Raw genomic sequence first — 21,324 nt, 5'->3', positions numbered from 1 at the left:
GCCTGGCGAGCCCGATTCGCCGAGTGGCAGAACGGCGCCGTCGAACGGTGCGCGGTCGACCCCGTGGCTTCCTACATTGGCCGCCATGGACACCAAAACTTCCCTCATCCGCCTGCGCGGCGTCGGCAAGAGCTACCCCCTCGCGGGCGGCGAATTCCATGCGCTGACCGATCTCGACCTCGACATCCCCGCCGGCGAGTTCGTCGCCGTCGTCGGCCCCTCGGGCAGCGGCAAGTCGACGCTGCTCAACCTGCTCGCCGGCATCGACCGCGCCGGCAGCGGCGAGCTCAGCGTCGCCGGCCAGGACCTGCGCGCCATCTCCGAGCGGGCCTTGTCGCGCTGGCGCGGCAAGGCCGTCGGCGTGGTCTTCCAGTTCTTCCAGCTGCTGCCCACGCTGACAGCGCTGGAGAACGTCATGCTGCCCATGGACTTCTGCGACCAGTGGCCTGCAGCAGAGCGGCCCGAGCGAGCACGGGCCCTGCTGGAACGCCTGGGCGTCGCCGACCAGGCCGACAAATTCCCGGCCGCACTGTCGGGTGGCCAGCAGCAGCGCGTGGCCTTGGCGCGGGCGCTGGCCAATGCGCCGGCCCTGGTGCTCGCCGACGAGCCGACGGGCAACCTCGATTCGACCAATGCCAAGGCGCTGCTCGCGCTGCTGGCCGAGCTGGCGCGCGAACAGGGCGTCACCATCGTCATGGTCACGCACGAAGCCGCGGCCCTGGGCCAGGTGCAGCGCAGTCTGCGCCTGCGCGACGGCCGCCTTGTCGAGGATCGCCGCCATGCTTAGAGCATTGAAAAGCTGGCGCGACCTCTGGAAGCACCGCGCGCGCAGCCTGCTCGTCGTGCTGGCGGTAGCCTTGGGGCTGATGGCCGCTGGCGTCGTGCTGAACGCCTGGGCTCTGGTCGAGCGCGCCACCGACCTAGGCTATCGCACCAGCCTGCCGGTGTCAGCGACGCTGGTGCTGGACCGTACCGACGCCCAGGCCCTGGCCATCGCCAAGGCCCAACCCGACATCGCTGCCGCGCGGCTGCGGCGCAGCGTGATGGCCGCCGTGCAGGCCAATGGCCGCGGGCGCAATGCCGTCGTCGTGTCGCTGGATGACTTCCAACGCCCCGACATCGCGCGGTTGCGCAACGAATCCACCGCATGGCCGCCCACTGAAGATGGCCTGTGGATCGAACGCTCGTCGCTGGACTTCTCCGGCGCCAACGTCGGCGAGCCCATCTCCCTCAAGTTGGCCGGCGCCGAGACACGGTCGGTCGACATCCGCGGCCTGGTGCGTGACGTCAGCCAGGCGCCGGGCTGGATGGAGAACCTCGTCTACCTGTATGGCAGTGAGGCTGCGCTGACGAAGCTGGGCGCGCCGCTGGGCTTCAATGAGCTGCAGGTCCGCATGCGCGATGAGCACCCGACGCGCGCCGAGGTGCGCCGCAGCGTCGAAGGCTTGAAGAGCAAGCTCGCAGCGGCTGGCTACACCGTCAAGAACGTCGACGTGCCCGAACCCGGCCAACACATCCATGCCGCGCAGATGGATTCGCTGCTGATGACGCAAGGCGCCTTCGGCCTGCTGGCGCTGCTCGCTTGCGGCTTCCTGGTCGTCAACCTGGTCAGCGCCATGCTGGCCGGCCAGACGCGCGAGATCGCGGTCATGAAGGTACTGGGCGGATCGCCGACACAGATTGGCGCGATGGTGCTGGCGCAGGCTGGCGCTCTCGGTCTGCTCGCATCCTTGATCGCCCTGCCGGCGGCGCTGTGGCTGGGTCGCGTCTACGGCGGGCTGAAGGCCGAGCTGTTGAACTTCCCGCTCGACGGCGTTGCCACGCCGGCATGGGCTGTCGCCTTGCAGCTCGTCGTGGGCCTGGCACTGCCCTTGGCTGCCGCCGCGCTGCCCGTGCGAGCGGCCCTGCGCCGGCCGGTGGGCGAGGCCCTGCGCGACATCGGCATCACCCGCGAAGGCCAGGCACTGAGCCTGCAGCGCGGTGCCCTTGCCGCTCGCCTCGTGCCCTTGCTGGGCGGCTGGGCGCGGCCGCTGCTGCTGTCGATCGGCAATGCCTTCCGCCGCCGCCAACGCATGCTGCTGACCGTGCTGGCCCTGGCCATCGGCGGTGCGGTCTACCTGGGTGCTGCCAATCTGCGCAGCGCCGTGCGCGGCTCGGTGGACGATCTCTTCAGCGCGCAGCGCTATCAGCTGCAGATCCGCGTCGGTGCGCCGTCCCCCGCGGCCAAACTGGAGGCGTTGGCCCGTGACGTGCCCGGCATCGCCGGCGCCGAGGCCTGGCGCGGCCTGCGCACGGCCCTGGGCAGCGAGCCACTGACGCTGCTGGGTGTGCCCGCCGCGGGCGAGCTGCTGCAGCCACGTTTGATCGAAGGCCGCTGGCTGGGCCATGGCGCGGCGCACGAACTCGTCGTCAGCCGCCTGCTGCAGCGGCAGCAGCCTGCGCTCACCGTCGGCAGCCAACACCGCATCGCCGATCGCGACTGGACCATTGTCGGCCTCGTCGACAGCGGCCCGCAGGCCATCGCCTACACCTCGCGCGCCACGCTCGATGCGCTGGCCGGCAACGACCTCGCCACCAGCCTCGTACTGCGACTGGAACGCCCCGAGTCACCGATCGCCTTGCTGGACGCCGTGCAGCAATTGCGCGAGGCCTTCGCCGAGGCCGGCACCTCCATCGCCGGGAGCCAGTCCCAGGCCGAGAGCCGCCGCGTCGTCGAGGACCATCTGCTGATGGTGGTCGACTTCCTCGGCGCGATGGGCCTGGTGATGATCGCCGTCGGCGCGATGGGCCTGGCCTCGACGATGGGCCTGGCCGTGCTGGAGCGCCAGCGCGAGATCGGCGTGCTGCGCGCCATCGGCGCACGTGATGGCGCCATCCTCGCGATGGTCCAGGTCGAGGGGTTGACCCTCGTCGTGCTCGCCTGGTTCATTTCACTGCCCTTGGCCCTGCCCCTCAGCGCGCTGCTCGAAGTGGCCTTCGGCCGCATCATGTTCAGCGTGCCGTGGCGGCTGGTGCCGAGCGCTGGCGTGGCCTTCGGATGGCTTGGATTGATGGCGTTGATCTCGCTTGTCGCCTGTGCCCTGCCCGCACGCCGTGCGCTGCGAATTCCCGCTGCACAAGCCCTTGCATATGGCTGAGTCACGGTAAGCCCCAATCGCTATTTGAAGCACTTCTCAAGACAATCCACGCCTCCCGGCAGTCGGCGGCGTCCTTGAGTCACACAACATTACAGAAGTCGTACGAAACGCAAGGTTGGCGCTGCCGGGCGACCCGCAAGATGCGGCGCATGTTGGCGTTGGCGGTGTTGCCCTGGAGTTGCGCGGCCATGGCGGCCGGCCCCACTGCGACCATGCCCGCGACCACACCCGCGGCCGAGGGCAGCGGTGAGCTGAATGTGCTGCACTGGTGGACATCCGCCAGCGAGCGCGCCGCGGCCAACCACGTCGCTGCGCGCATGGCCGAGAACGGCCTCAAGTGGGTTGATGGCGCCGTGGCCGGCGGCGGTGGCGGCCCCGCCATCAAGGTGCTGAACGAGCGCATCCTGCGCCGCATGGCGCCCAAGGTGGCGCAGCTCAACGGCGCGTCCATGAACGAATGGGCCGACATGGGCCTGCTGCTGGAGCTGGACGGCGTGGCGGCCAAGCGCAACTGGGCCAAGGTCATGTTCCCGCAGGTGATGGCCCAGGTGACGGTACGCGGCCACATCGTGGCGGCGCCGCTGGGCATCCAGCGCATCAACAACCTCTATCTGAACAAGGCGCTGCTGAAGCGCCATGGCATCGAGCCGCCCAATGATTGGGACGGCCTGGAGCGTGCCGCCGTCAAGCTGCGCGCAGCCGGCATCACGCCGGTGGCCTTCAGCGACGAGCCCTGGCAGGTGGCCACCATCTTCGAGGCCATGCTGCTCAGCGAAGCCGGTCCGGCGCTTTACCGCCGCATGCTGGAGCAGCGCGACCTCAGTGCCTTCGACGACCCGGCGCTGGAGCGAGCGCTCAAGCGCCTGCGCAACTGGCGCAACCTCGCCCTGCCAGCCAGTGGCGTGGCGCCCGGCGAACGGCCCTGGACCGACGTTGTGGCGGACTTCGCCAACGAGCGCGCCGCCATGATGATCATGGGCGACTGGGCCCGCGGCGAGCTCGGCGCCATGGGGCTGGAAGGCGAGCGCGACTTTTCGTGCCGTGCCGTGCCGGGCACCGCCCAGGCCCATCTCTACAGCATCGACACGCTGGCCATGCTGGCCGGCAATGGCGGCAGCCAGGCGGACCAGGAAAAGATGGCCGAGTTGCTCGGCAGCGCCACGCTGCAGCTGGGCTACAACCGCATCAAGGGCTCCATCCCCGTGCGCCGCGACGTGCCGGTGGACGAGCTGGACCCGTGCGCGCAAGCGTCCTTCCACCTCTTCGCCAACCCCAACACGCCGCGCGTGCCCAGCCTCGTGCACCGCATGGCCTTTGGCGAGATCGGCAAGAACGCCATCATCGAAACCGTCCACCGCTTTGCGCTGGACCCGAGCCAGACGCCCGCCGCCGCCCAGCGCAAGCTGCAGGGCCTGCTGCGCGCGCTCGCCCCCAAGACGAAAGCTGTTCCATGACCCCCCGCAAGATCCTGATCGTCGATGACGACCAGAAAATCCGCAGCCTGCTGAAGACCTATCTCGAGAAGAACCAGTACGAGGTACTGCTGGCCCACGACGGCGCCAGCTTCATGGCCGAGTTCGAACGCCACCGCGACGAGATCAGCCTTTGCATCCTCGACGTGATGCTGCCCGACACCGAGGGCTTCACGCTGTGCCAGTCGGTGCGCCGCCGCTCCGAAGTGCCGGTCATCATGCTGACGGCCAGCGCCGACGAAACCGACCGCATCGTTGGCCTGGAACTGGGCGCCGACGACTACCTCGGCAAGCCCTTCAACCCGCGCGAGCTGCTGGCCCGCATCAAGGCCATCACGCGCCGCACCGGCCAGGAGAAGACCAAGGAGCCGCGCTACTACGCCTTCAACGGCTTCACGCTGGATTTGCTGGAGCGCAGCCTCATTGACCCCGATGGCACGGCCACGGCGTTGTCGGGCATGGACTTCCAGCTGCTGAAGTTGCTCGTGGAGCACCCTGGCGAAGTGCTGGACCGCAGCCGCCTCGCCGAGGTCACACGCGGCCGCGACCTGGGGCCGCTGGATCGGTCGCTGGATGTGCAGGTCAGCCGTTTGCGCCAGCGCCTGCAGGACGATGGCAAGCAGCCCGCCCTGATCAAGACGGTGCGCGGCTCAGGCTATGTGTTCTCAACGACCGTGACGCCAAGGCATGCCCTCTGAGGTTGAGGACGCGGGGCCGCCAGCACCCTTGCGGCGCTGGCCGCAGCGCGCCAGCAGCTTTCTCTTCGACAGCTTGCAGGGCCGCTTCGTGCTGGCCATGCTGGGGGGCTTGGCCCTTGTGCAGCTCGCGGTCAACCTTGTCTGGTACAGCCAGGTGGAGCAACGTGTGCGGCGGCAGACGGAGCTGGCGGCGCACCACGTCGCCAGCGGCGCCATCGGCGCGGTGCGTGCGCTGCGCGAGCTGCCTGCAGCCTACCGGCCACTGCTTATCGAGCAGCTGCGCACGATGGGCGGCACGCGCTTTCTCGTCTTCTTCAACAGCGCCGCCGTAACGGTGGCCCCGCTGCCCGCCCAGCCCATGGCACGCATGCTGGAGCAGCAGGTCACGCAGGAGTTGACGGCCCAGTTGCCCAAGGGAACGCCGGTGAGCGTGGTGCTGGCCTCGCCCCTCGGCCTGGCCGTGTCCCCCAGCGGCGCGCTGCTGAGCGACCTGCCGGAGAGTTGGGTCGAACCGTCCCTCATCGCCGCCGAGCGGCCCGCACCCTTCCTCGTCATCCAGGCCGAGACGGAGCCGGGCGTATGGCTCTACCTCAGCAGCACCCTGCCCGACCCCTACTTCCTGGAGCAGCTGGAGTTCTTCACCTGGCAACGCCTGACGCCGCAACTGCTGGCACTCGGCCTGGCCGTGCTGCTGACGCTGATCGCCGTGCGCGCCATCACGCGGCCACTCGCCGGCTTGAGCCAGGCGGCCGCGCGCGTGGGCCGGCGCGTGGCGCCCAAGCCCTTGCGCGTCAGCGGCACGCAGGAGGTGCGCCAGGCCATCGAGGCCTTCAACGACATGCAGGAGCGCATCCGCCGCTACATCGGCGACCGCGAGCGCCTGTTCGCGTCCATCTCGCATGACCTGAGAACGCCCATCACGCGGCTGAGGCTGCGCAGCGAATTGCTGGACGACACCGCCGTGCAGGACGAGTTCCATGAGGACCTGGACGAACTGGACATGATGGTGAAGACCGCGCTTCAGATCGTGAAGGACACCGACATCCACGAGAACCGCGCGCCGCTGCGCATCGACCTGGTGCTGCAGAAGATGGTGCGGGACGCGCGCATGGGCGGGCACAAGATCGAACTGCAGAACGAGCCGCTGACCGTGTTCGGCAAGCCGCTGGCACTGAAGCGCGCCATCGGCAATCTGCTGGACAACGCGATGTTCTACGGCGATGCCGAGCAGCCGGTGGAAGTGAGCGTGGGCAGCGACGAGGAAGGCTTGGTGCTGGTGACCGTTCGCGACCACGGTCCTGGCGTGCCGGACAGCGCCTTGGCGCGCCTGGGCCAGCCCTACACGCGGCTGGACCATGGCGCCGCGCTGCGCAAGGAGGGCCTGGGTCTGGGCCTGTCCATCGTGCGCGAGATCGTCGCCGACCATGGCGGCAGCGTGCGCTTCCGAAATCACCCCAATGGCGGCTTTGAAGTTCGCCTGGCTTTGCCTGCTGCATGACCGCACCGAAACACATCACCATCGTCGGCGGCGGCACGGCCGGCTGGATGACGGCCAATCTGCTGCGGCACCGCTGGGCCAGGCTCGGTGTCGAAGTCACGCTGATCGAGTCGGCCGACATCGGCACCATCGGCGTCGGCGAGGGATCGACGCCTTTCTTGCGCCACTTCTTCCGGGCGCTGGGCATTGCCGAGCGTGACTGGATGCCGGCGTGCGATGCAACGTTCAAGTGCGGCATCCGCTTCCCCGGCTGGAGTTCGGTAGCGGGGTACGAGAGCTATGTCCACCCCTTCTTCAATGAGGCGGACCGCGAGCTCGGCAACCAGTTCTTCACCAACGCCTGCCTGCGCCGGCGTGGCCAGGCGGCGGATGCGAATCCGCAGGATTTCTTCCTCGCCGCCGAGCTGGCCCGCCAGCGCCGGGCACCGCATTACTCGGACGACTCAGATTTCGGCACCGACTACGCCTATCACTTCGATGCCGGGCGATTGGGCGTCTTCCTGCGCGAGCATGCGGTCGGGCTGGGCGTGCGCCATGTCGTCGACACGGTCGCCCGCGTGGAGCAGCACGAGAACGGCGATATCGCCGCGCTGCAGTTGTCCAGCGGCGCACGCATCGAAGCCGACCTCTTCGTCGACTGCAGCGGCTTCAAGGGTCTGCTCATCACCGAGGCGCTCGGCGAGCCCTTCCACGCCTATCGCGACAACCTCTTCAACGATCGCGCCATCGCGATCCCGACGCCGCTGGTCGAAGGCGAGGACATCCCGTCCGAAACCGTGTCGACCGCGCTGCGCCACGGCTGGGCCTGGCAGATCCCGCTGACAAGCCGCTACGGCAACGGCTATGTCTACAGCTCGGACTTCGTCAGCGACGACGAGGCCGAGCGCGAGTTGCGCGAGCACCTCGGCCCCGCGGCTGAAGGCGCGACGGCACGCCGGCTGCGCATGCGCGTGGGCAGCGTGAAACAACACTGGCGGCAGAACTGCGTCGCCATCGGTCTCGCGCAAGGTTTCATCGAACCGCTGGAGGCGACAGCGCTGATGCTGATCCAGCTCAGCGTGGAGCAGTTCATCGCCGCCCAGGAGGCTGACCACTTCGGTCGCACGGGGCAGGACGCGTTCAACCGCCGCGTCAGCGAGATGTTCGAAGGCGTGCGCGACTATGTCGTTGCCCACTACCAGCTCAACACGCGCCGCGACACCGACTACTGGCGGGCCAACCGTGCGAACAGGAACATCTCGGACCGGCTCGCCAGCCTGCTCGACGTGTGGGACCGCGGCGGCGACTTCGAGGCCGAGCTGGAGCGCCATGGCGCCGGGCTGATGTATCTGCGCCCCTCCTGGTACTGCCTGTTCGCGGGCATGGGCCGCTTCCCGGCCGAGCTGCGTGCGGCACCGCAGGCCATCACCGCAGCCCAGGCCCAACAGCGACTGAGCCAGATGGCGCGGGCATTCGGCTCACACCGCCGTCATCTGACAGGGTGATTCACGCTCGGGCAGTGGCCGCAGGAGGCCGGCGCATCGCGGCGACAGCCGCCGAGCCCGCCGCGCGCGGCGCCACAATCTGCCGCATGACGTCACGACCCCTTCCCGATGAACGCGGCGGCGAACCGTCGCCACGCGCCTCAGTGCTCTGGCTGACCGGCCTGCCCGGCGCCGGCAAGTCCACGATCGCACAGGCGGTGTGCCGCCAACTGCGCGCCGCAGGGCAGGCGGCGGTCGTCGTCGATGGCGACGATCTGCGCCGCGGCCTGTCGAGCGACCTCGGCTTCTCCGACAGCGATCGCGCCGAGAACGTGCGCCGCGCCGCCGAGGTCGCGCGCCTGATGGCCGACGCCGGCATCACCGTCGTGGTCGCGCTGATCTCGCCGTTCCGGGCCGACCGCGACCAGGCCCGCGCGCGGTTCGAGCCGGGGCGCTTCGTCGAGGTCTTCGTCGACACGCCGCTCGCGGTGGCGGAGGCGCGCGACCCGAAGGGCCTCTACCGGCTTGCGCGCAGCGGCGCGCTTGCGGGCCTGACGGGCGTCGATGGCCCTTACGAGCCGCCGACGGACCCCGAATTCATCGTGCGCACGGTCGACGAGCCGGCCGAGCAGGCGGCGGCGCGTCTCATCGCGAGGCTGGCATGAATTACCCCGTGTCCAGCCCGCTGCACGGACTGAAGCCTGCCGACGTGCAGCAGCTGGCCCGCGCCACGCAGGCGCTGCAGGCAGGCGACCGCACTGGCGCGGCGCGGCTGCTGCTCGATCTGGCGCGCAGCGCGCCGGATCACCCGGAGGTCTTGCGCCTGCGCGCGGTCTGCCGCGCCGGCGACGACGACTGGGCAGGCGCAACGCAGGACCTCGCGCGCGCGCTCGCCCAGCGGCCCGCAGACTTCGACCTGCGCGCGCAGCTCGCGGCCGCGCAGGAGCATGCGCACGACCACGCTGCGGTGGTCGCGACGCTGCGCGAAGGCGAGGCGCACGCGACGACATCGGCCGACTGGCTGGGGCTGTCGTTCGAGCATGACAACGCCGGCGAGCCGGCGGCGGCGTACGGCGCCGTGCAGCGCGCCGTCGCGCTTGACCCGGCGGCGCCGCTCGCCCGGCTGCAACGCGCACGCTGCGCCACGGCGCTTGGCCATGGCGATGTCGCGGCCGCGGATTGCCGGCACCTGATCGCGCGCGGCGAGTTCGTTGCGCACGCGTGGTGGATGCTGGCCGACCTGAAGGTCGTGCCGATGACCGCCGACGAGCTGGCGCAGTTGGAGGCGAAGGCCGCCGCGCCGCCGGCGACGATGCCGGCGGAGGAACGGCTGTTCCTGCGCTTCGCCCTCGGCGCCGGGCTTGAGAGCGCGGGCCGGCACACCGACGCGTTCCGGGTCCTGTGCGCGGCGAACGATGCGGCGCGCGCGTCGCGGCCGTGGGACACCGCGGCGTTCGCGCGCCACGTCGACGCGATCCGCGCCGCGTTCGCCGGCGCACCGCCACCACCGCAGGACGGGCCGGGGCGCGAGGTCATCTTCCTCGTCGGACTGCCGCGGTCGGGGACGACGCTGGTCGAGCAGATCCTCGCGAGCCACTCGCAGGTCGAAGGCGCGAGCGAGCTGCCTTACCTGCCGCAGCTGCTCGACGCCGAATCCCGCCGGCGCGGCAAGCCGTTCCCGCACTGGGTCACCGATGCCAGCGACGCTGACTGGCGGCGGCTCGGCGACGCCTACCTGCGGGCGAGCGCGCGCTGGCGTGCAGCCAAGCCGATCGCCACCGACAAGCTGCCCGAGAACTGGCTCTATGCCGGCGCCGTGATGCGCATGCTGCCCGGAGCTCGCATCATCGACTGCCGCCGCGACCCGGTGGAGACCGCGTGGTCCTGCTACAAGCAGCTCTTCGGGCCGGGCATGGTGCACTTCACGTACAGCTTCGACGGGCTCGCGGCGTACTGGCGCGCCTACGAATCGCTTGCCCGCTTCTGGGCCGAGCGGTACCCGGGCCGCTTCGTCGTGCAACGGTACGAAGATCTTGTCGCCGACCCGAACGCCGGCATCCACGCGCTGCTCGCCGCCTGCGGCCTCGACTTCGAGCCGGCCTGCCTGCGCTTCCACGAGACGGCGCGCGCGATCCGCACGCCGAGCGCGCTGCAGGTGCGCCAGCCGATGCGCGCCGCGTCGACGCCGGGGCAGCGCTACGGCCCGCTGCTCGACCCGCTGCGCGATCGTTTCGCCGCGACAGGGGGGTGATCGGCCTACAACGGCACTCGCGCGTGACATGGCACCATCCAGGCCTGCCCATGTTCATGGGCCGTTCAACCGTGGTGGAGTGAGATTGGGACACAAGCTGATTGGGTTCGTGCTGGCCGTGGCGGCCACAATGCAGGTTGCCAAGGCGGACGCGGAGCTTGCCTACCCGCCGCTGCTGAAGCCGGCAGTGCAGGAGGCCAAGGCGGCTCGCCTGGCAGCGGACCTGCTGTCGCGCTACCACTACAAGGCCGTCCCGCTCGACGACGCCTTGTCGGGCAAGGTGTTCGACCAGTATCTGAAGTCGCTCGATCCGGAGAAGCTGTATTTCCTGCAGTCCGACGTCGACCGTCTGGCTATCGACCGCACCCGGCTTGACGATGCGATCCTGACCGAGGACTTGCGCGCGCCGTTCGCGATCTTCAACCTGTACGAGCGCCGGGCGGTCGAGAGGATGGCTTTTGCCCGCGGTCTGCTGGCCAAGGGGTTCGACTTCGAGCGCAGCGAGACGCTGATGATCGACCGCAAGGACCAGCCCTGGCCCGCGACTGAAGCCGAGTCGCTCGACCTCTGGCGCAAGCGCGTCAAGAACGACTGGTTGCGGCTCAAACTGGCGGGCCAGGACGACGCAGCCATCAGGAAGGTGCTCGACAAGCGCTACGACAGCACCGCCAAGCGCATCGGCAAGATCTCCAGCGCCGATGCCTTCCAGGCGTTCATGAATGCCTACACGACGGCGATAGAGCCCCATACCAACTACCTGGGGCCACGCGCCGCAGAGAATTTCGGCATCGCGATGCGGTTGTCGCTGGTGGGTATCGGCGCAGTTCTGACTGAGATCGACGGCTACATCACCATCCGGGAACTGGTGGCAGGCGGGCCCGCGAGCGTGTCGGGGCAACTGAAGGTGGGCGACCGTATCGTGGGCGTCGGGCAAGGCGCGGTGGGCTCGATGGAGGATGTCGTCGGCTGGCGCCTGGACGATGCGGTGGCCTTGATTCGCGGCACGACGGCTTCGACAGTGCGGCTGGACATCCTGCCGGCCGACAGCGGGGCCGACGCGCCCATCAAGACCGTGGCGCTGGTCCGCAACACCATCACGATGCAGGACAGCGCGGCCAAGGCCAAGGTCTATTCGGTGACGACCGGCGAGGGCAAACGCCTGGTCGGCGTGATCACCCTGCCCTCGTTCTACGAGGATGTCGCTGCAATGCAAAAGGGCGACAAGGATTACCGCAGCGCGGCGCGCGACGTGGCCAGGCTGCTGCTGGACTTGAAAGCCCAGAAAGTGGAAGGCGTGTTGATGGACCTGCGCAGCAACGGCGGAGGCTCGCTGCGCGAAGCGGTGGAGCTGACGGGCTTGTTCGTTGGCAAGGTGCCCGTGGTTCAAACACGCGATGCCAAAGGCGATATCACCGTGGCGACCAACACCGATACCGGCCTGGCTTGGAACGGACCGCTGGGTGTGCTGATCAACAGGGGGTCGGCTTCAGCGTCGGAAATTTTCGCGGCGGCGATTCAAGACTACGGTCGCGGCCTGGTCATCGGCGAGCCCAGCTTCGGCAAGGGCACGGTCCAGACCGTCGCCAGCCTCGACAGAATCGCCAGGAACGCCACGCCGGTGTTTGGCGACCTGAAGCTGACCATCGCGCAGTTTTTCCGGGTGAACGGCGGCACGACGCAGCTGCGGGGCGTGACGCCGGACATCCGCTACCCGGCAAGCGGCGACGACACCCAGTTCGGTGAATCGAGCTACGGGAACGCCCTGCCGTGGACCCACATCAAGGCGGTCGATTACGTGGCTGTGGGTGACATGACAACGCAGCTGCCACGCCTGCTGTCGTGGCACGAGAGCCGCGTTCGGCGCGACCGTGACTACCAGGGTCTGCTGGAGGACGTTGCAAAGGCGCAGGACCTGCGCAAGAACAATGTCATTTCGCTCAACGAAGCGGTTCGGCGCAAGGAACGCGCCGCTTCGGAAAAGCGCCTGACCGCCATGCTGGGCGGTGGCGAAACGGGCGCGGCGCCAGGCACGGAAAACGCTTTGACCGACGATGGCCTGCAGTTCAACGAACGCAAGCTCGGCAAGGATCTCGCCGCGCAAAAGACCAGGGAAGCCGCCAACGACGTCCTCCTGAACGAGGCCGTCAACATCCTGTCCGACAGCGTGGCGTTGAAAGAGGGCAAGTCCCAAATGACTGCGAGCGCTTCGGCCACCCGTCCAGTGATGGTCAAGGCACTGCTGGCCAAGGGTTCATCGGACCAATAGGCTCGGTCCGACAAACGCCTCACCAACGCCTGAGACGGCTGCCCAACAGAGCATAGAAAAGGATCAGCCCGTACCAGGGCAGCATCACCCAGTAGCCGCGCTGCGGTGTCCACACGTCGGCGAAGTGGCCGTAGAGCATGGGGATCAGCGCGCCACCGGCGATGCCCATGATGAGCAAGGCCGAGCCGGCGGCCGTGTACTTGCCCAAACCCTCGAGCGCCAACGGCCAGATGGACGGCCACACGAGTGCGTTGGACAGGCCCAGCATCGCCAGGAAGAGCACCGTGTTCGGGACCGCCGGCACGCCCGCCCAGCCCAGCAGGGCCTGAGAGATGCCCGACTCGGTCGGCGATGACAGCGCCACACCCAGCACAAACGCGATGCCGCTGACCGCTGAGAAGACGAGAGCCGTGCGCTGCGACATCCAGCGCGGTATCAGCGCCACGCCGAACAGATAGCCCAGCACCATGAAGCCCATCGTGTAGGACGTCAGCACGCCGTAGTGGGCCACGCCGAGCTGGCGGCCATAAAGGCCGATGGTGTCGCCGGCGATGACTTCCACACCCACGTAGCCGAACAGCCCGATGGCGCCGAGCACGACTTGCGGATGCTGGAACACGCCCCAGCGCTTGACCGTACCCGAAGGCGCGTCGGCCGCCTCCAGCTCGGGCTCGCGCAGCGAAGAAAAGTGGATCAAGGCCATGAAGGCCAGCAGGCCCACGGCCATCACCGCGTACGGAAAGACCAGGCGCTGCGACAGCTCGTTGCGCAGCGCCTCACGGCCGGCCGCATCCAGCGCTGCCAGCGCCGATTCGGAGAAACGCTCCATGCCCGACAGGATCAACGCCGAGAACACCAGTGGCACCACGATGCCGGCGCCCTTGTTGAACAGGCCCATGATCGAGATGCGCATGGCGGCACTCTCTCGCGAGCCGATGCAGACGATGTAGGGGTTGATGGCCGTCTGCATCAGCGTCATGCCGCTGGCCAATGTGAAGAGAGCCAGCAGGAAGATGGCGTACTGCCCCGACTTGGCCGCCGGGATGAAGGCCAATGCGCCGATGGCCATGACGCCCAAGGCGGCCGTCATGCCCTTCTTATAGCCGATGCGCGCGAGGATGGCGGCGCTCGGCAGCGCCATCACCGTGTAGGCGATGTAGAAGGCAAACGCCACCCACAGCGCCTGGAAGTTGTTCAGCTCGCAGACGATCTTCAGGAAGGGAATCAGCGAGCCGTTCAGCCAGGTGACGAAGCCGAGGATGAAGAACATCAGCCCGATGAAGAGCATGGGCAGCAGCACGCCCTGGCCTGCCGTGGGTGTGAGGGTTTTGGTGTGCATGGAGGAGAGCGTCAGGCAAGGGCTGGCAGCGGTGTGTGTACACCGCCGCCACGAACCGCAACAGAGGTCGAACCTTAGAACTTGGCTCGGACGCCGACGCTGTAGCGGGCGCCGTTTTCATAGACGCCGACCGGGATGCCGTCCACGGTGTTGGACTTGATGACCTCGTTGTTGAGGTTCACCGCGCTGGCGTAGACGGCGATCTTGGGTGTCACGTCCCAGCTGGCAGACGCGTCCCACTGGCCGTAGGCGCTGTTGACGACCTGGCCGCCCATCTCCACATTGCCATAGCTCTTGGAGCGGTAGTTGTACGAGACGCGCAGCGTAAGGGGACCCTGCTCGTAGTAGCCGCTGAAGTTGAACTGGTCACGCGAGTTGCCCAGCACCTTCAGGCGCGGCTGGCCGGCCACGGCGCCGGCCTTGGCGTCGGTGAAGGTGTAGTTCACGACGGTGCCGAAGCCGGTGTTGCCGAAGGGCTGCTGCCACTGCAGCTCGAAGCCCTTGATGTCGGCGCCGTTGTCGGCGTTGTAGGGCCGCTCCACCGTCAACGTCTCGCTGCCCACCTGCTCGGACTTGGAAGCCTTGTAGGTGAAGGTGTCGAGCTTCTTGATGAAGAAGGTGCCCGAGATCAGCGCCGCATCGGCGTAGTACCACTCCGCACCGATCTCTGCCTGGTTGGCGTGCACGGGCTTGAGCAGCGGGTTGCCGGCATAGCCCTTGGACAGCACGGTGCCGTCGCGGCGCAGGCCGGGGCTGAGCAGGTCGAAGGTCTGGCGGGCCATGGCGCGCGAGACCGAGCCGCGCAGGATCACCTGCTTGCTGAGGTCGTAGACGACGTTCAGGCTTGGCAGCGCGTCGGTGTAGTTGTTGCCGACGCTGGTGGGCGAGAAGCCGCCGCTGGCGTTGCCCAGGTAGCCGTCCGACGTCTGCTGCGTGCGCACGAAGCGCAGGCCGAAGTCGCCACGCAGCTGACCCATCGAGTAGTCGGCCTTGGCATACAGCGCCGTGATCTTCTCGTGGATCTTGTAGTTCTCGTTGAGCACATCCTTGTAGGTCATGGCCTTGTCGAACATGGGGATGCCCTTGCTGGCGACGAGTGCGTCGTCATACCAGGCGTACTGCGTCAACGCGTCGCTCGTTGCGGCCTGCTGGCTCAGCAGCGGCGAGGGGCCGGTGGACAGGTCAGACAGGCTGAAGGACTGCCAGCCCGGCGATGTCGGGCCAGCCGTGCCCTGGATGCGGGAGTTCTTCAGCGTGTTGTCGCGCAGCTTGAGGCCGAGCTTCACCGACTTGATGACGCCGCTGTCGAGGTCGAAGGTCACATCGCCCTGGGCATAGTTCTCCTTGGCTTCCATGCGGCGGATGCGGTCGTCACCGGCCTTCAGCGTCAGCGCCTTGGGGTCCAGCGGGCTGATGTCGAGGTACTTCACGCCGTAGTGATCGGGGCCGAGGGAGATCGTCGTGCGCGTGTCGCCTTCCATCCAGAAGTGGCGGTCATGCGAGCTGCCGCCCGAGCTGTTGGTGGTGCCCACTTGGCCGTGCAGCGTCCAGTTGCCGCCCTGGTAGTTGCCGTCCAGGTCTGCCACGCGACTCTTGATGTAGCTCTCGCGGTAGATGGGCTCGAAGGACACGCCGGTCTTGGGGCCGAAGGTGCCACCCACCAGGGCCTTGCTGCCGTCGCTCACCGTGATGAACTTCGGGTCGACGGCGCTGATGACGCCGCCCACCGCCAGGCCGCCGGCCTGCCAGAGGTAGTTTTGGTTGTTGTTGTTCATCTTCATGTCCGAATCCATCAGATTCAGCACGAGATCGGTGGCCGGGTTGGGCTGGAACTGCAGCGCGAGGTTGGTCGTCGTGCGCTCACGCTCCTGGCGGAAGATGGCCGAGCCACCGCCCCAGGAGGCGTAGGCGTTGGTGACGTTGCCGTTCTGGTCCTTCACGTCGTACTTGCCGTCGGAGAACTGCTCCAGGCCGTCGCGGCGCATGTGACGCTTCTGGCTGCTGATGGCCAGCAGCACGCCGAAGGTCTTGTCGTCGCTCTTCCAGTTCAGCAGGCCCGACACCTGCGGGTCGGTCTTGCCGGGCAGCTTGCTGTACATGGCCTCGGCCGAGGCCTGCAGCGTCAGCTGGTCCTTGAAGGCCAGGGGCTTGCGGGTCTTGACGATGACGAGGCCACCGATGCTGCCTTCATCCAAATCGGCCGACGGGCTCTTGAACACGTCCAGGCTGCCGACGATCTCGGAGGGCAGCACGTCGTAGTTGAAGCTGCGCGTCTGCGGCTCGTTCAGCCACCACTCGGACGACGCGACGGACTGGCCGTTGAGCTGCGTCATGTTGAGGTTCTTGTCCGTGCCGCGCACGAAGATGGCCTTGCCCTCGCCCCAGATGCGGTCCACCGAGATGCCGGGCACGCGTTGCAGCGAGTCGGCCACGTTCTTGTCGGGGAACTTGCCCACGTCCTCGGCGCTGATGCTGTCGACGATGTTCTGCGACTCGCGCTTCTCGGACAGGTTCTTCTTCAGCGTCGCCCGCACACCGCGGATCTCGACGGTCTCGAGCTGCTGGTTCGCGTCCTGCGCCAAGGCCGGCGTGAGCGCCGCGCCCCCCAGCGCCAGACCGATGAGATGGGGCAAAAGGTTCTGCTTGAAATGAGGCTTGGCCACGTAGGTGCTCCTGGGCAACGAGTTCTGTTGGACAACAAGGGGCCTCGCCCGTGGCGGGTGTGCCAACGGGTGGGGCTCAACTCAGAAGGCCAGAGTTGCGTTGTCTCTTGTCGTCAGACCCTGGCCAGTGCCCGCAATCTAGCGGCGGGGCTCCCGCCCGGCGCACGGCGTTGCGCTTTGTTGGACTTCATTGCGCCGACGTTACGTTGGCGCAAGGCTGGGTCAGGTCGCGGGCATGATTTGCCCGTCGCAGGCCCCGAAACCGATGCGTCGGAATCCGGGTTTCTCCGCAAAGGCGCGCAGGCCGAGGGTGTCGCCGTCGAGCACGAAGGTGCGCGTCTCGCCGTTGGGCAGCGTGATGGCTTGCTTGCCGCCGCCGGTCAGCTCCAGCAGCGAGCCCGCCTCTTCGGGCTGCGGGCCGCTGATGGTGCCGGTGCCCAGCAGGTCGCCTGGTTGCAGGTTGCAGCCATTGCTGGCGTGGTGGGTCAGCATCTGTGCCAGCGACCAGTAGGCGTGGCACAGGTTGGAACGCGACAGCCGCGTGGGCTCGGCCATCGTCGGCGTCTTGAACCAGACTTCCAGTTCGATGTCGAAGCTCGCATTCGCACGGTGGGCCGGCGAGTCGAGATAGGGCAGCGGCTGCGGGTCGCCTTCCGGCCGCGTGAACGGGATGCGGAAGGGCTCCAGCGCCTCCATCGTGACGATCCACGGCGAGATGGTGGTGCCGAAGTTCTTGGCCAGGAAGGGGCCGAGGGGCTGGTACTCCCAGGGCTGGATGTCGCGGGCCGACCAGTCGTTCAGCAGCGTGAGACCGAAGGCGTGCTCGTCCGCCTCGTCGATGCCGAAGGGCTCGCCCAGCGCGTTGCCGGGGCCGACGAAGAGGCCCAACTCCAGCTCGCAGTCCACGCGGGCACTGGGCTTGAAGACGGGCGCCTCGGCATCTGGCGGCTTGACCTGGCCCTTGGGGCGACGCAGCGGCGTGCCACTGACGACGATGGAAGAACTGCGGCCGTGGTAGCCGATGGGCACCCATTGGTAGTTGGGCAGCAACGGGTTGTCGGGGCGGAACAGCTTGCCGATGGCACGGGCGTGGTGGATGCCGGTGTAGAAGTCGGTGTAGTCGCCGATGCGGCAGGGCAGCGTGTACTCGGCCTCGGCCTGGGGCACGAGTTCGAGTTCAGGCGAACCGGCCTTCAAGGTGTCGAACAGGCGATGGCGAAGCGCGCGGCGCTCGCTGCTCGGGCGAGCCATCAACGCGTTCAGGTCGGCGATGCCCCAGGCGCTCAGGTCCAGGATCTGGTCGCCAATGCCGACGCCCACGCGCCAGGGCTCCAGCGTGCCGCTGCGGCGGAAGCTGCAGAAGGGCAGGTTCTGCAGCGGGAAGTCGGTTTCGGGTGAGTTGGCCGAGGCGACCCAGGAGAGGGCTGCGGCGTCGTGGGTGTGGTCGATCATGGGTTGAACTCTTCTTTCAGGCCTTGCCAGCAGTTGGCGTAGGTCGTCTCCAGCGGTGCGTCGTTCAGCGCCCAGCTCGTGGGCTTCAGCGGCCAGCGCGTCTCGAACATGAAGGCGAGTGTCTGGTCCAGCTTGTGCGGCTTCAAGTCGGCGTTGCTGGCCTTGTCGAAGGCCTCGGTGTCGGGGCCGTGCGGCACATAGCTGTTGTGCAGGCTGGCGCCCCCGGGCTTGAAGCCTTCAGGCTTGGCGTCGTACTGGCCCAGCACCAGGCCCATGAACTCACTCATCACGTTGCGGTGGTACCAGGGCGGGCGGAAGGTGTCCTCGGCCACCGTCCAGCGCGGCGGGAAGATGACGAAGTCGACGTTGGCCCAGCCCGGCGTGTCGCTGGGGCTGGTGAGCACCGTGAAGATGCTGGGGTCGGGGTGGTCGAAGCTGACGGTGTTGATCGTCATGAAGCGCGAGGTGTCCCAGCGGTAGGGCGCGAGGTTGCCGTGCCAGGCGACGACGTTGAAGGGGCTGTGGCCTTGGCGCGCACGCCAGAGCTGGCCGCCGTGGCGCTTGACGATCTCATAGTCGCCCTCCTCCAGCTCATGCCATGCAACCGGCGCCTCGAAGTCGCGCGCACTGGCCAGGCCGTTGGAGCCGATGGGGCCGAGCTCGGGCAGGCGGAAGGCGGCGCCATGGTTCTCGCAGACATAGCCGCGCGCCGGCACGTCCAGCGGGTCGACCTTGAAGGCCATGCCGCGCGGCAACAGGGCGATGAAGCCGGGCGCGACTTCGAGCCGGCCCAACTCTGTCGTCACGAGCAAGCGGCCTTGTTGAGGCACGAGCAGCATCTCGGCGTCGGCATTCACGAGGGCGCGACGGCCCATGGACCGCGTCGCCACATAGGCCAGCGCGGCCATGCCGCCGATGCCGGCCTCGCCGCTGACGGCGTAGCTGCGCAGGCCGTCGACGAAGTCACCATCGCCATGCAGGGGTGTCGGGCCCCAGCGCAGCGGGTCGGGCGGCGCGCACTCGCCATGCGCGGCGCCGCTCTTCCACAGTGGATGCGGCAGCGCCTCGTAGCCACCGCAGACGACCGAGGGCCGGCGGCGGTAGAGCCAGGTCCGCTGGTTGTCGGCCCGCGGCGCGGTGAAGGCGCTGCCGGACAGCAGCTCGGCGTACAGCCCATGCGGCGCGCGCTGGGGGCTGTTGCGGCCGATGGGCAGTGCGCCCGGCACGGCTTCGCTGCTGTGCTGGTTGCCGAAGCCGGTGATGTATTTGATGGAGGTCAGTTCAGTCATGGGCTTGAGGGTCCATCGCTGGATCGGGATTCGCGCGCCAGCGCGAAGGCTTCACGCAGCACTTCGCGGTCGCCGATGTGGTTGCACAGGATCAGGGTCAGCCGCGCGAGCCAGTCGGCTGCAGCGTCATCGGAAAGATCGGCCTGGGCGGCGATCAGCTCAGCGTAGAAGGCATCGGCCTCGCCGGCCAAATTCGGGGTCAGGTTCAACTTATTCATCGGGCCTCCCGTGGGCGCGGGCCAGCGCGGCGCGCACCGCGTCGGCATCGAAGCGGTGCCAGCGTGCGGCGACGACGGCATCGGGCCGGATCAGATGGACGCTGCCGGGGCGGGCGCCGTAGCGCGTGGCGGCCAGGCCTTCGGCCGGCAGCGTGATGACGCGCAGACCCTCGGCCTGCACCGGCCAACCGAAGGCCAGCAGCGCGAAGCCGCCGGCCAGCGCTTCGCTGAGCCAGCCACCGCCATCCAGCGGCGCATCGGGTGCAGGGCAGCCTGGGCCGGGGCCGGCTTGCCAGGCCTCTTCTTCGGGCGTGCTCAGCGGCGAGTCCACGTGCTCGGTCGGCAGGGAAAGCCGGCCGCTGTTGACCAGCGCCTTTGCGAAGTCCGTGCGCGCAGCCAGGTCCAGCGCGGCGCGGCGGAACCTGCGGCTCAGGGCGCTCTTGGGGCTGATGAAGTCGGTCGCGCGTGTCGAGTGGCCGATGTTGTCGTCGGCGGCCTCGATGCGCTCGAACTCGTAGGAATCGAGCAGCACGTCACCGCCCTCGCCTCTCAGCACGGCGGCCAGCTTCCAGCCGAGGTTCTCGGCATCCTGCACGCCGCTGTTCGCACCGCGCGCGCCGAAGGGCGAGACCTGGTGGGCTGCGTCGCCGGCCAGCAGCACGCGCCCGACGCGCAAGCGCTCCGCGCGCCGGCAGGCGAACTGGTAGATGGACGACCAGGCCAGCTCGAAGGGCGCGCCGTCCAGCATCGCGCCCACGCGAGCCTTGATGCGCTCGGGCTGCTTTTCAGCCTCGACATCGGCATCGCGGCCGAGCTGGAAGTCGATGCGCCAGAGGCCGTCGGCCTGCGCGTGCAACAGCACGGACTGCCCGCGGTGGAAGGGCGGGTCGAACCAGAACCAACGCTCGGGCTTGGCCGGGTCCAGGCCGCGCGGCCGGGCTCCGGGCGCGAGGGTGACGTCGGCGATGAGGAAGCGGTCCTCGAAGACCTGGCCAGTGAAGCCCAGGCCCAGCAGCGTGCGCGTGGGGCTGCGCGCGCCGTCGCAGGCGACGACCCAGTCGGCCTGCATGTCGAACAGGCCATCGGGTGTGCGCACGTTCAGCGTGACGCCACCCTCGTCTTGCTCCAGCCCGATCAGCTCGTGGTGGCCGCGGATCTCGATGCGGCCATCCAGCTGCGCCGCGCGCACGAGGCGGGCTTCGACCTGGTCCTGCTGCAGGTTGACCATGGCCGGCATCTTGTGGCCCGCCTCGGGCAGCAGGTCGAAGCTGTAGGCCTCGCGCTCGCCGTGGAAGACGCGCCCGCGCTGCCAGCGCACGCCCTCGCGCGCCACGGCCTCGCCAATGCCGAGACGGTCGAAGACTTCCAGCGTCTTCTTGGCCCAGCAGACGGCGCGTGAACCGCTGCCGATGCGGTCGTTGTCGTCGATGACGACGACAGGCACGTCGCGCCGGGCCAGGTCCAGCGCCAGCGTCAGGCCCACTGGGCCGGCTCCGACGATGACGACGGGCCGGCGCTGCGGCTGGCCGGAGCGCTGCTCCAGGCTCTGGTGGTACGGGTACTGCGGCAGATTCATGC

The 21,324-nt window shown here is 68.3% G+C and carries 15 protein-coding genes; 9 read left to right on the top strand and 6 right to left on the bottom strand.

What is annotated here, in order from left to right; translation table 11 throughout:
* Positions 1-85 precede the first annotated feature (85 nt).
* The 9 genes from AC07V5_RS19185 to AC07V5_RS19145 all read left to right on the top strand — a co-directional run bounded on the left by AC07V5_RS19185 (position 86) and on the right by AC07V5_RS19145 (position 12,785).
* A complete protein-coding gene (locus AC07V5_RS19185) occupies positions 86-787 on the top strand; it encodes an ABC transporter ATP-binding protein (protein ID WP_495117308.1) in 702 nt (233 codons plus the stop codon).
* Entirely contained in the window at positions 780-3,137 is a 2,358-nt protein-coding gene (locus tag AC07V5_RS19180; RefSeq protein ID WP_495117307.1) for an FtsX-like permease family protein, read from the top strand. The genes AC07V5_RS19185 and AC07V5_RS19180 overlap by 8 nt, the downstream gene beginning before the upstream one ends.
* 212 nt (positions 3,138-3,349) lie before the next feature.
* Positions 3,350-4,591: an ABC transporter substrate-binding protein gene (locus AC07V5_RS19175; protein ID WP_495117306.1), complete on the top strand. Its 1,242-nt coding sequence runs from the start codon at positions 3,350-3,352 to the stop codon at positions 4,589-4,591.
* Positions 4,588-5,307 carry a response regulator gene (locus AC07V5_RS19170; protein ID WP_477934763.1) on the top strand — a complete coding sequence of 240 codons (720 nt, stop codon included), beginning with the start codon at positions 4,588-4,590 and terminating at the stop codon, positions 5,305-5,307. Before AC07V5_RS19175 ends, AC07V5_RS19170 begins: the two co-directional genes overlap by 4 nt.
* A complete protein-coding gene (locus AC07V5_RS19165; RefSeq protein WP_495117305.1) occupies positions 5,297-6,805 on the top strand; it encodes an ATP-binding protein in 1,509 nt (502 codons plus the stop codon). The genes AC07V5_RS19170 and AC07V5_RS19165 overlap by 11 nt, the downstream gene beginning before the upstream one ends.
* Entirely contained in the window at positions 6,802-8,289 is a 1,488-nt protein-coding gene (locus tag AC07V5_RS19160) for a tryptophan halogenase family protein (RefSeq protein WP_495117304.1), read from the top strand. The genes AC07V5_RS19165 and AC07V5_RS19160 overlap by 4 nt, the downstream gene beginning before the upstream one ends.
* 86 nt (positions 8,290-8,375) lie before the next feature.
* Positions 8,376-8,933, top strand: coding sequence for an adenylyl-sulfate kinase (cysC, locus tag AC07V5_RS19155; protein WP_495117303.1), 558 nt, complete (start codon positions 8,376-8,378; stop codon positions 8,931-8,933).
* Positions 8,930-10,519, top strand: a complete 1,590-nt coding sequence (locus AC07V5_RS19150) for a tetratricopeptide repeat-containing sulfotransferase family protein (protein WP_495117302.1) — start codon at positions 8,930-8,932, stop codon at positions 10,517-10,519. The genes cysC and AC07V5_RS19150 overlap by 4 nt, the downstream gene beginning before the upstream one ends.
* An 85-nt stretch (positions 10,520-10,604) precedes the next feature.
* Positions 10,605-12,785, top strand: a complete 2,181-nt coding sequence (locus AC07V5_RS19145; RefSeq protein WP_495117301.1) for a carboxy terminal-processing peptidase — start codon at positions 10,605-10,607, stop codon at positions 12,783-12,785.
* Between the two features lie 19 nt (positions 12,786-12,804).
* Here the strand turns inward: AC07V5_RS19145 and AC07V5_RS19140 are convergent, their stop codons facing one another.
* From AC07V5_RS19140 to AC07V5_RS19115, 6 genes are all read right to left on the bottom strand, one after another.
* A complete protein-coding gene (locus AC07V5_RS19140) occupies positions 12,805-14,124 on the bottom strand; it encodes a sugar MFS transporter (protein WP_495117300.1) in 1,320 nt (439 codons plus the stop codon).
* 74 nt (positions 14,125-14,198) lie between these two features.
* Positions 14,199-16,787, bottom strand: coding sequence for a TonB-dependent receptor (locus tag AC07V5_RS19135; RefSeq protein ID WP_495117299.1), 2,589 nt, complete (start codon positions 16,785-16,787; stop codon positions 14,199-14,201).
* A 222-nt stretch (positions 16,788-17,009) separates the two neighbouring features.
* Complete coding sequence (gene fahA, locus AC07V5_RS19130) at positions 17,010-18,239, bottom strand: fumarylacetoacetase (RefSeq protein WP_495117298.1); 1,230 nt, start codon at positions 18,237-18,239, stop codon at positions 17,010-17,012.
* Positions 18,236-19,528, bottom strand: coding sequence for a homogentisate 1,2-dioxygenase (gene hmgA / locus AC07V5_RS19125; protein WP_495117297.1), 1,293 nt, complete (start codon positions 19,526-19,528; stop codon positions 18,236-18,238). The genes fahA and hmgA overlap by 4 nt, the downstream gene beginning before the upstream one ends.
* Positions 19,525-19,746 (bottom strand): DUF2783 domain-containing protein, encoded by a 222-nt coding sequence (locus tag AC07V5_RS19120; protein WP_495117296.1) that lies wholly within the window; start codon positions 19,744-19,746, stop codon positions 19,525-19,527. The genes hmgA and AC07V5_RS19120 overlap by 4 nt, the downstream gene beginning before the upstream one ends.
* Positions 19,739-21,322, bottom strand: a complete 1,584-nt coding sequence (locus tag AC07V5_RS19115) for an FAD-dependent oxidoreductase (protein WP_495117295.1) — start codon at positions 21,320-21,322, stop codon at positions 19,739-19,741. Before AC07V5_RS19115 ends, AC07V5_RS19120 begins: the two co-directional genes overlap by 8 nt.
* Positions 21,323-21,324 lie beyond the last annotated feature (2 nt).

The organism is Roseateles sp. GW821-FHT02E12, from assembly GCF_059421665.1.
This window is presented reverse-complemented; position numbering and strand designations above follow the sequence as displayed.

Bases quoted from the DNA above. Each gene is read 5' to 3' on its own strand.
- AC07V5_RS19185 (WP_495117308.1), top strand. From the start codon at position 86: ATGGACACCAAAACTTCCCTCATCCGCCTGCGCGGCGTCGGCAAGAGC.
- AC07V5_RS19180 (WP_495117307.1), top strand. From the start codon at position 780: ATGCTTAGAGCATTGAAAAGCTGGCGCGACCTCTGGAAGCACCGCGCG.
- AC07V5_RS19175 (WP_495117306.1), top strand. From the start codon at position 3,350: ATGCCCGCGACCACACCCGCGGCCGAGGGCAGCGGTGAGCTGAATGTG.
- AC07V5_RS19170 (WP_477934763.1), top strand. From the start codon at position 4,588: ATGACCCCCCGCAAGATCCTGATCGTCGATGACGACCAGAAAATCCGC.
- AC07V5_RS19165 (WP_495117305.1), top strand. From the start codon at position 5,297: ATGCCCTCTGAGGTTGAGGACGCGGGGCCGCCAGCACCCTTGCGGCGC.
- AC07V5_RS19160 (WP_495117304.1), top strand. From the start codon at position 6,802: ATGACCGCACCGAAACACATCACCATCGTCGGCGGCGGCACGGCCGGC.
- cysC (WP_495117303.1), top strand. From the start codon at position 8,376: ATGACGTCACGACCCCTTCCCGATGAACGCGGCGGCGAACCGTCGCCA.
- AC07V5_RS19150 (WP_495117302.1), top strand. From the start codon at position 8,930: ATGAATTACCCCGTGTCCAGCCCGCTGCACGGACTGAAGCCTGCCGAC.
- AC07V5_RS19140 (WP_495117300.1), bottom strand. From the start codon at position 14,124: ATGCACACCAAAACCCTCACACCCACGGCAGGCCAGGGCGTGCTGCTG.
- fahA (WP_495117298.1), bottom strand. From the start codon at position 18,239: ATGATCGACCACACCCACGACGCCGCAGCCCTCTCCTGGGTCGCCTCG.
- hmgA (WP_495117297.1), bottom strand. From the start codon at position 19,528: ATGACTGAACTGACCTCCATCAAATACATCACCGGCTTCGGCAACCAG.
- AC07V5_RS19120 (WP_495117296.1), bottom strand. From the start codon at position 19,746: ATGAATAAGTTGAACCTGACCCCGAATTTGGCCGGCGAGGCCGATGCC.
- AC07V5_RS19115 (WP_495117295.1), bottom strand. From the start codon at position 21,322: ATGAATCTGCCGCAGTACCCGTACCACCAGAGCCTGGAGCAGCGCTCC.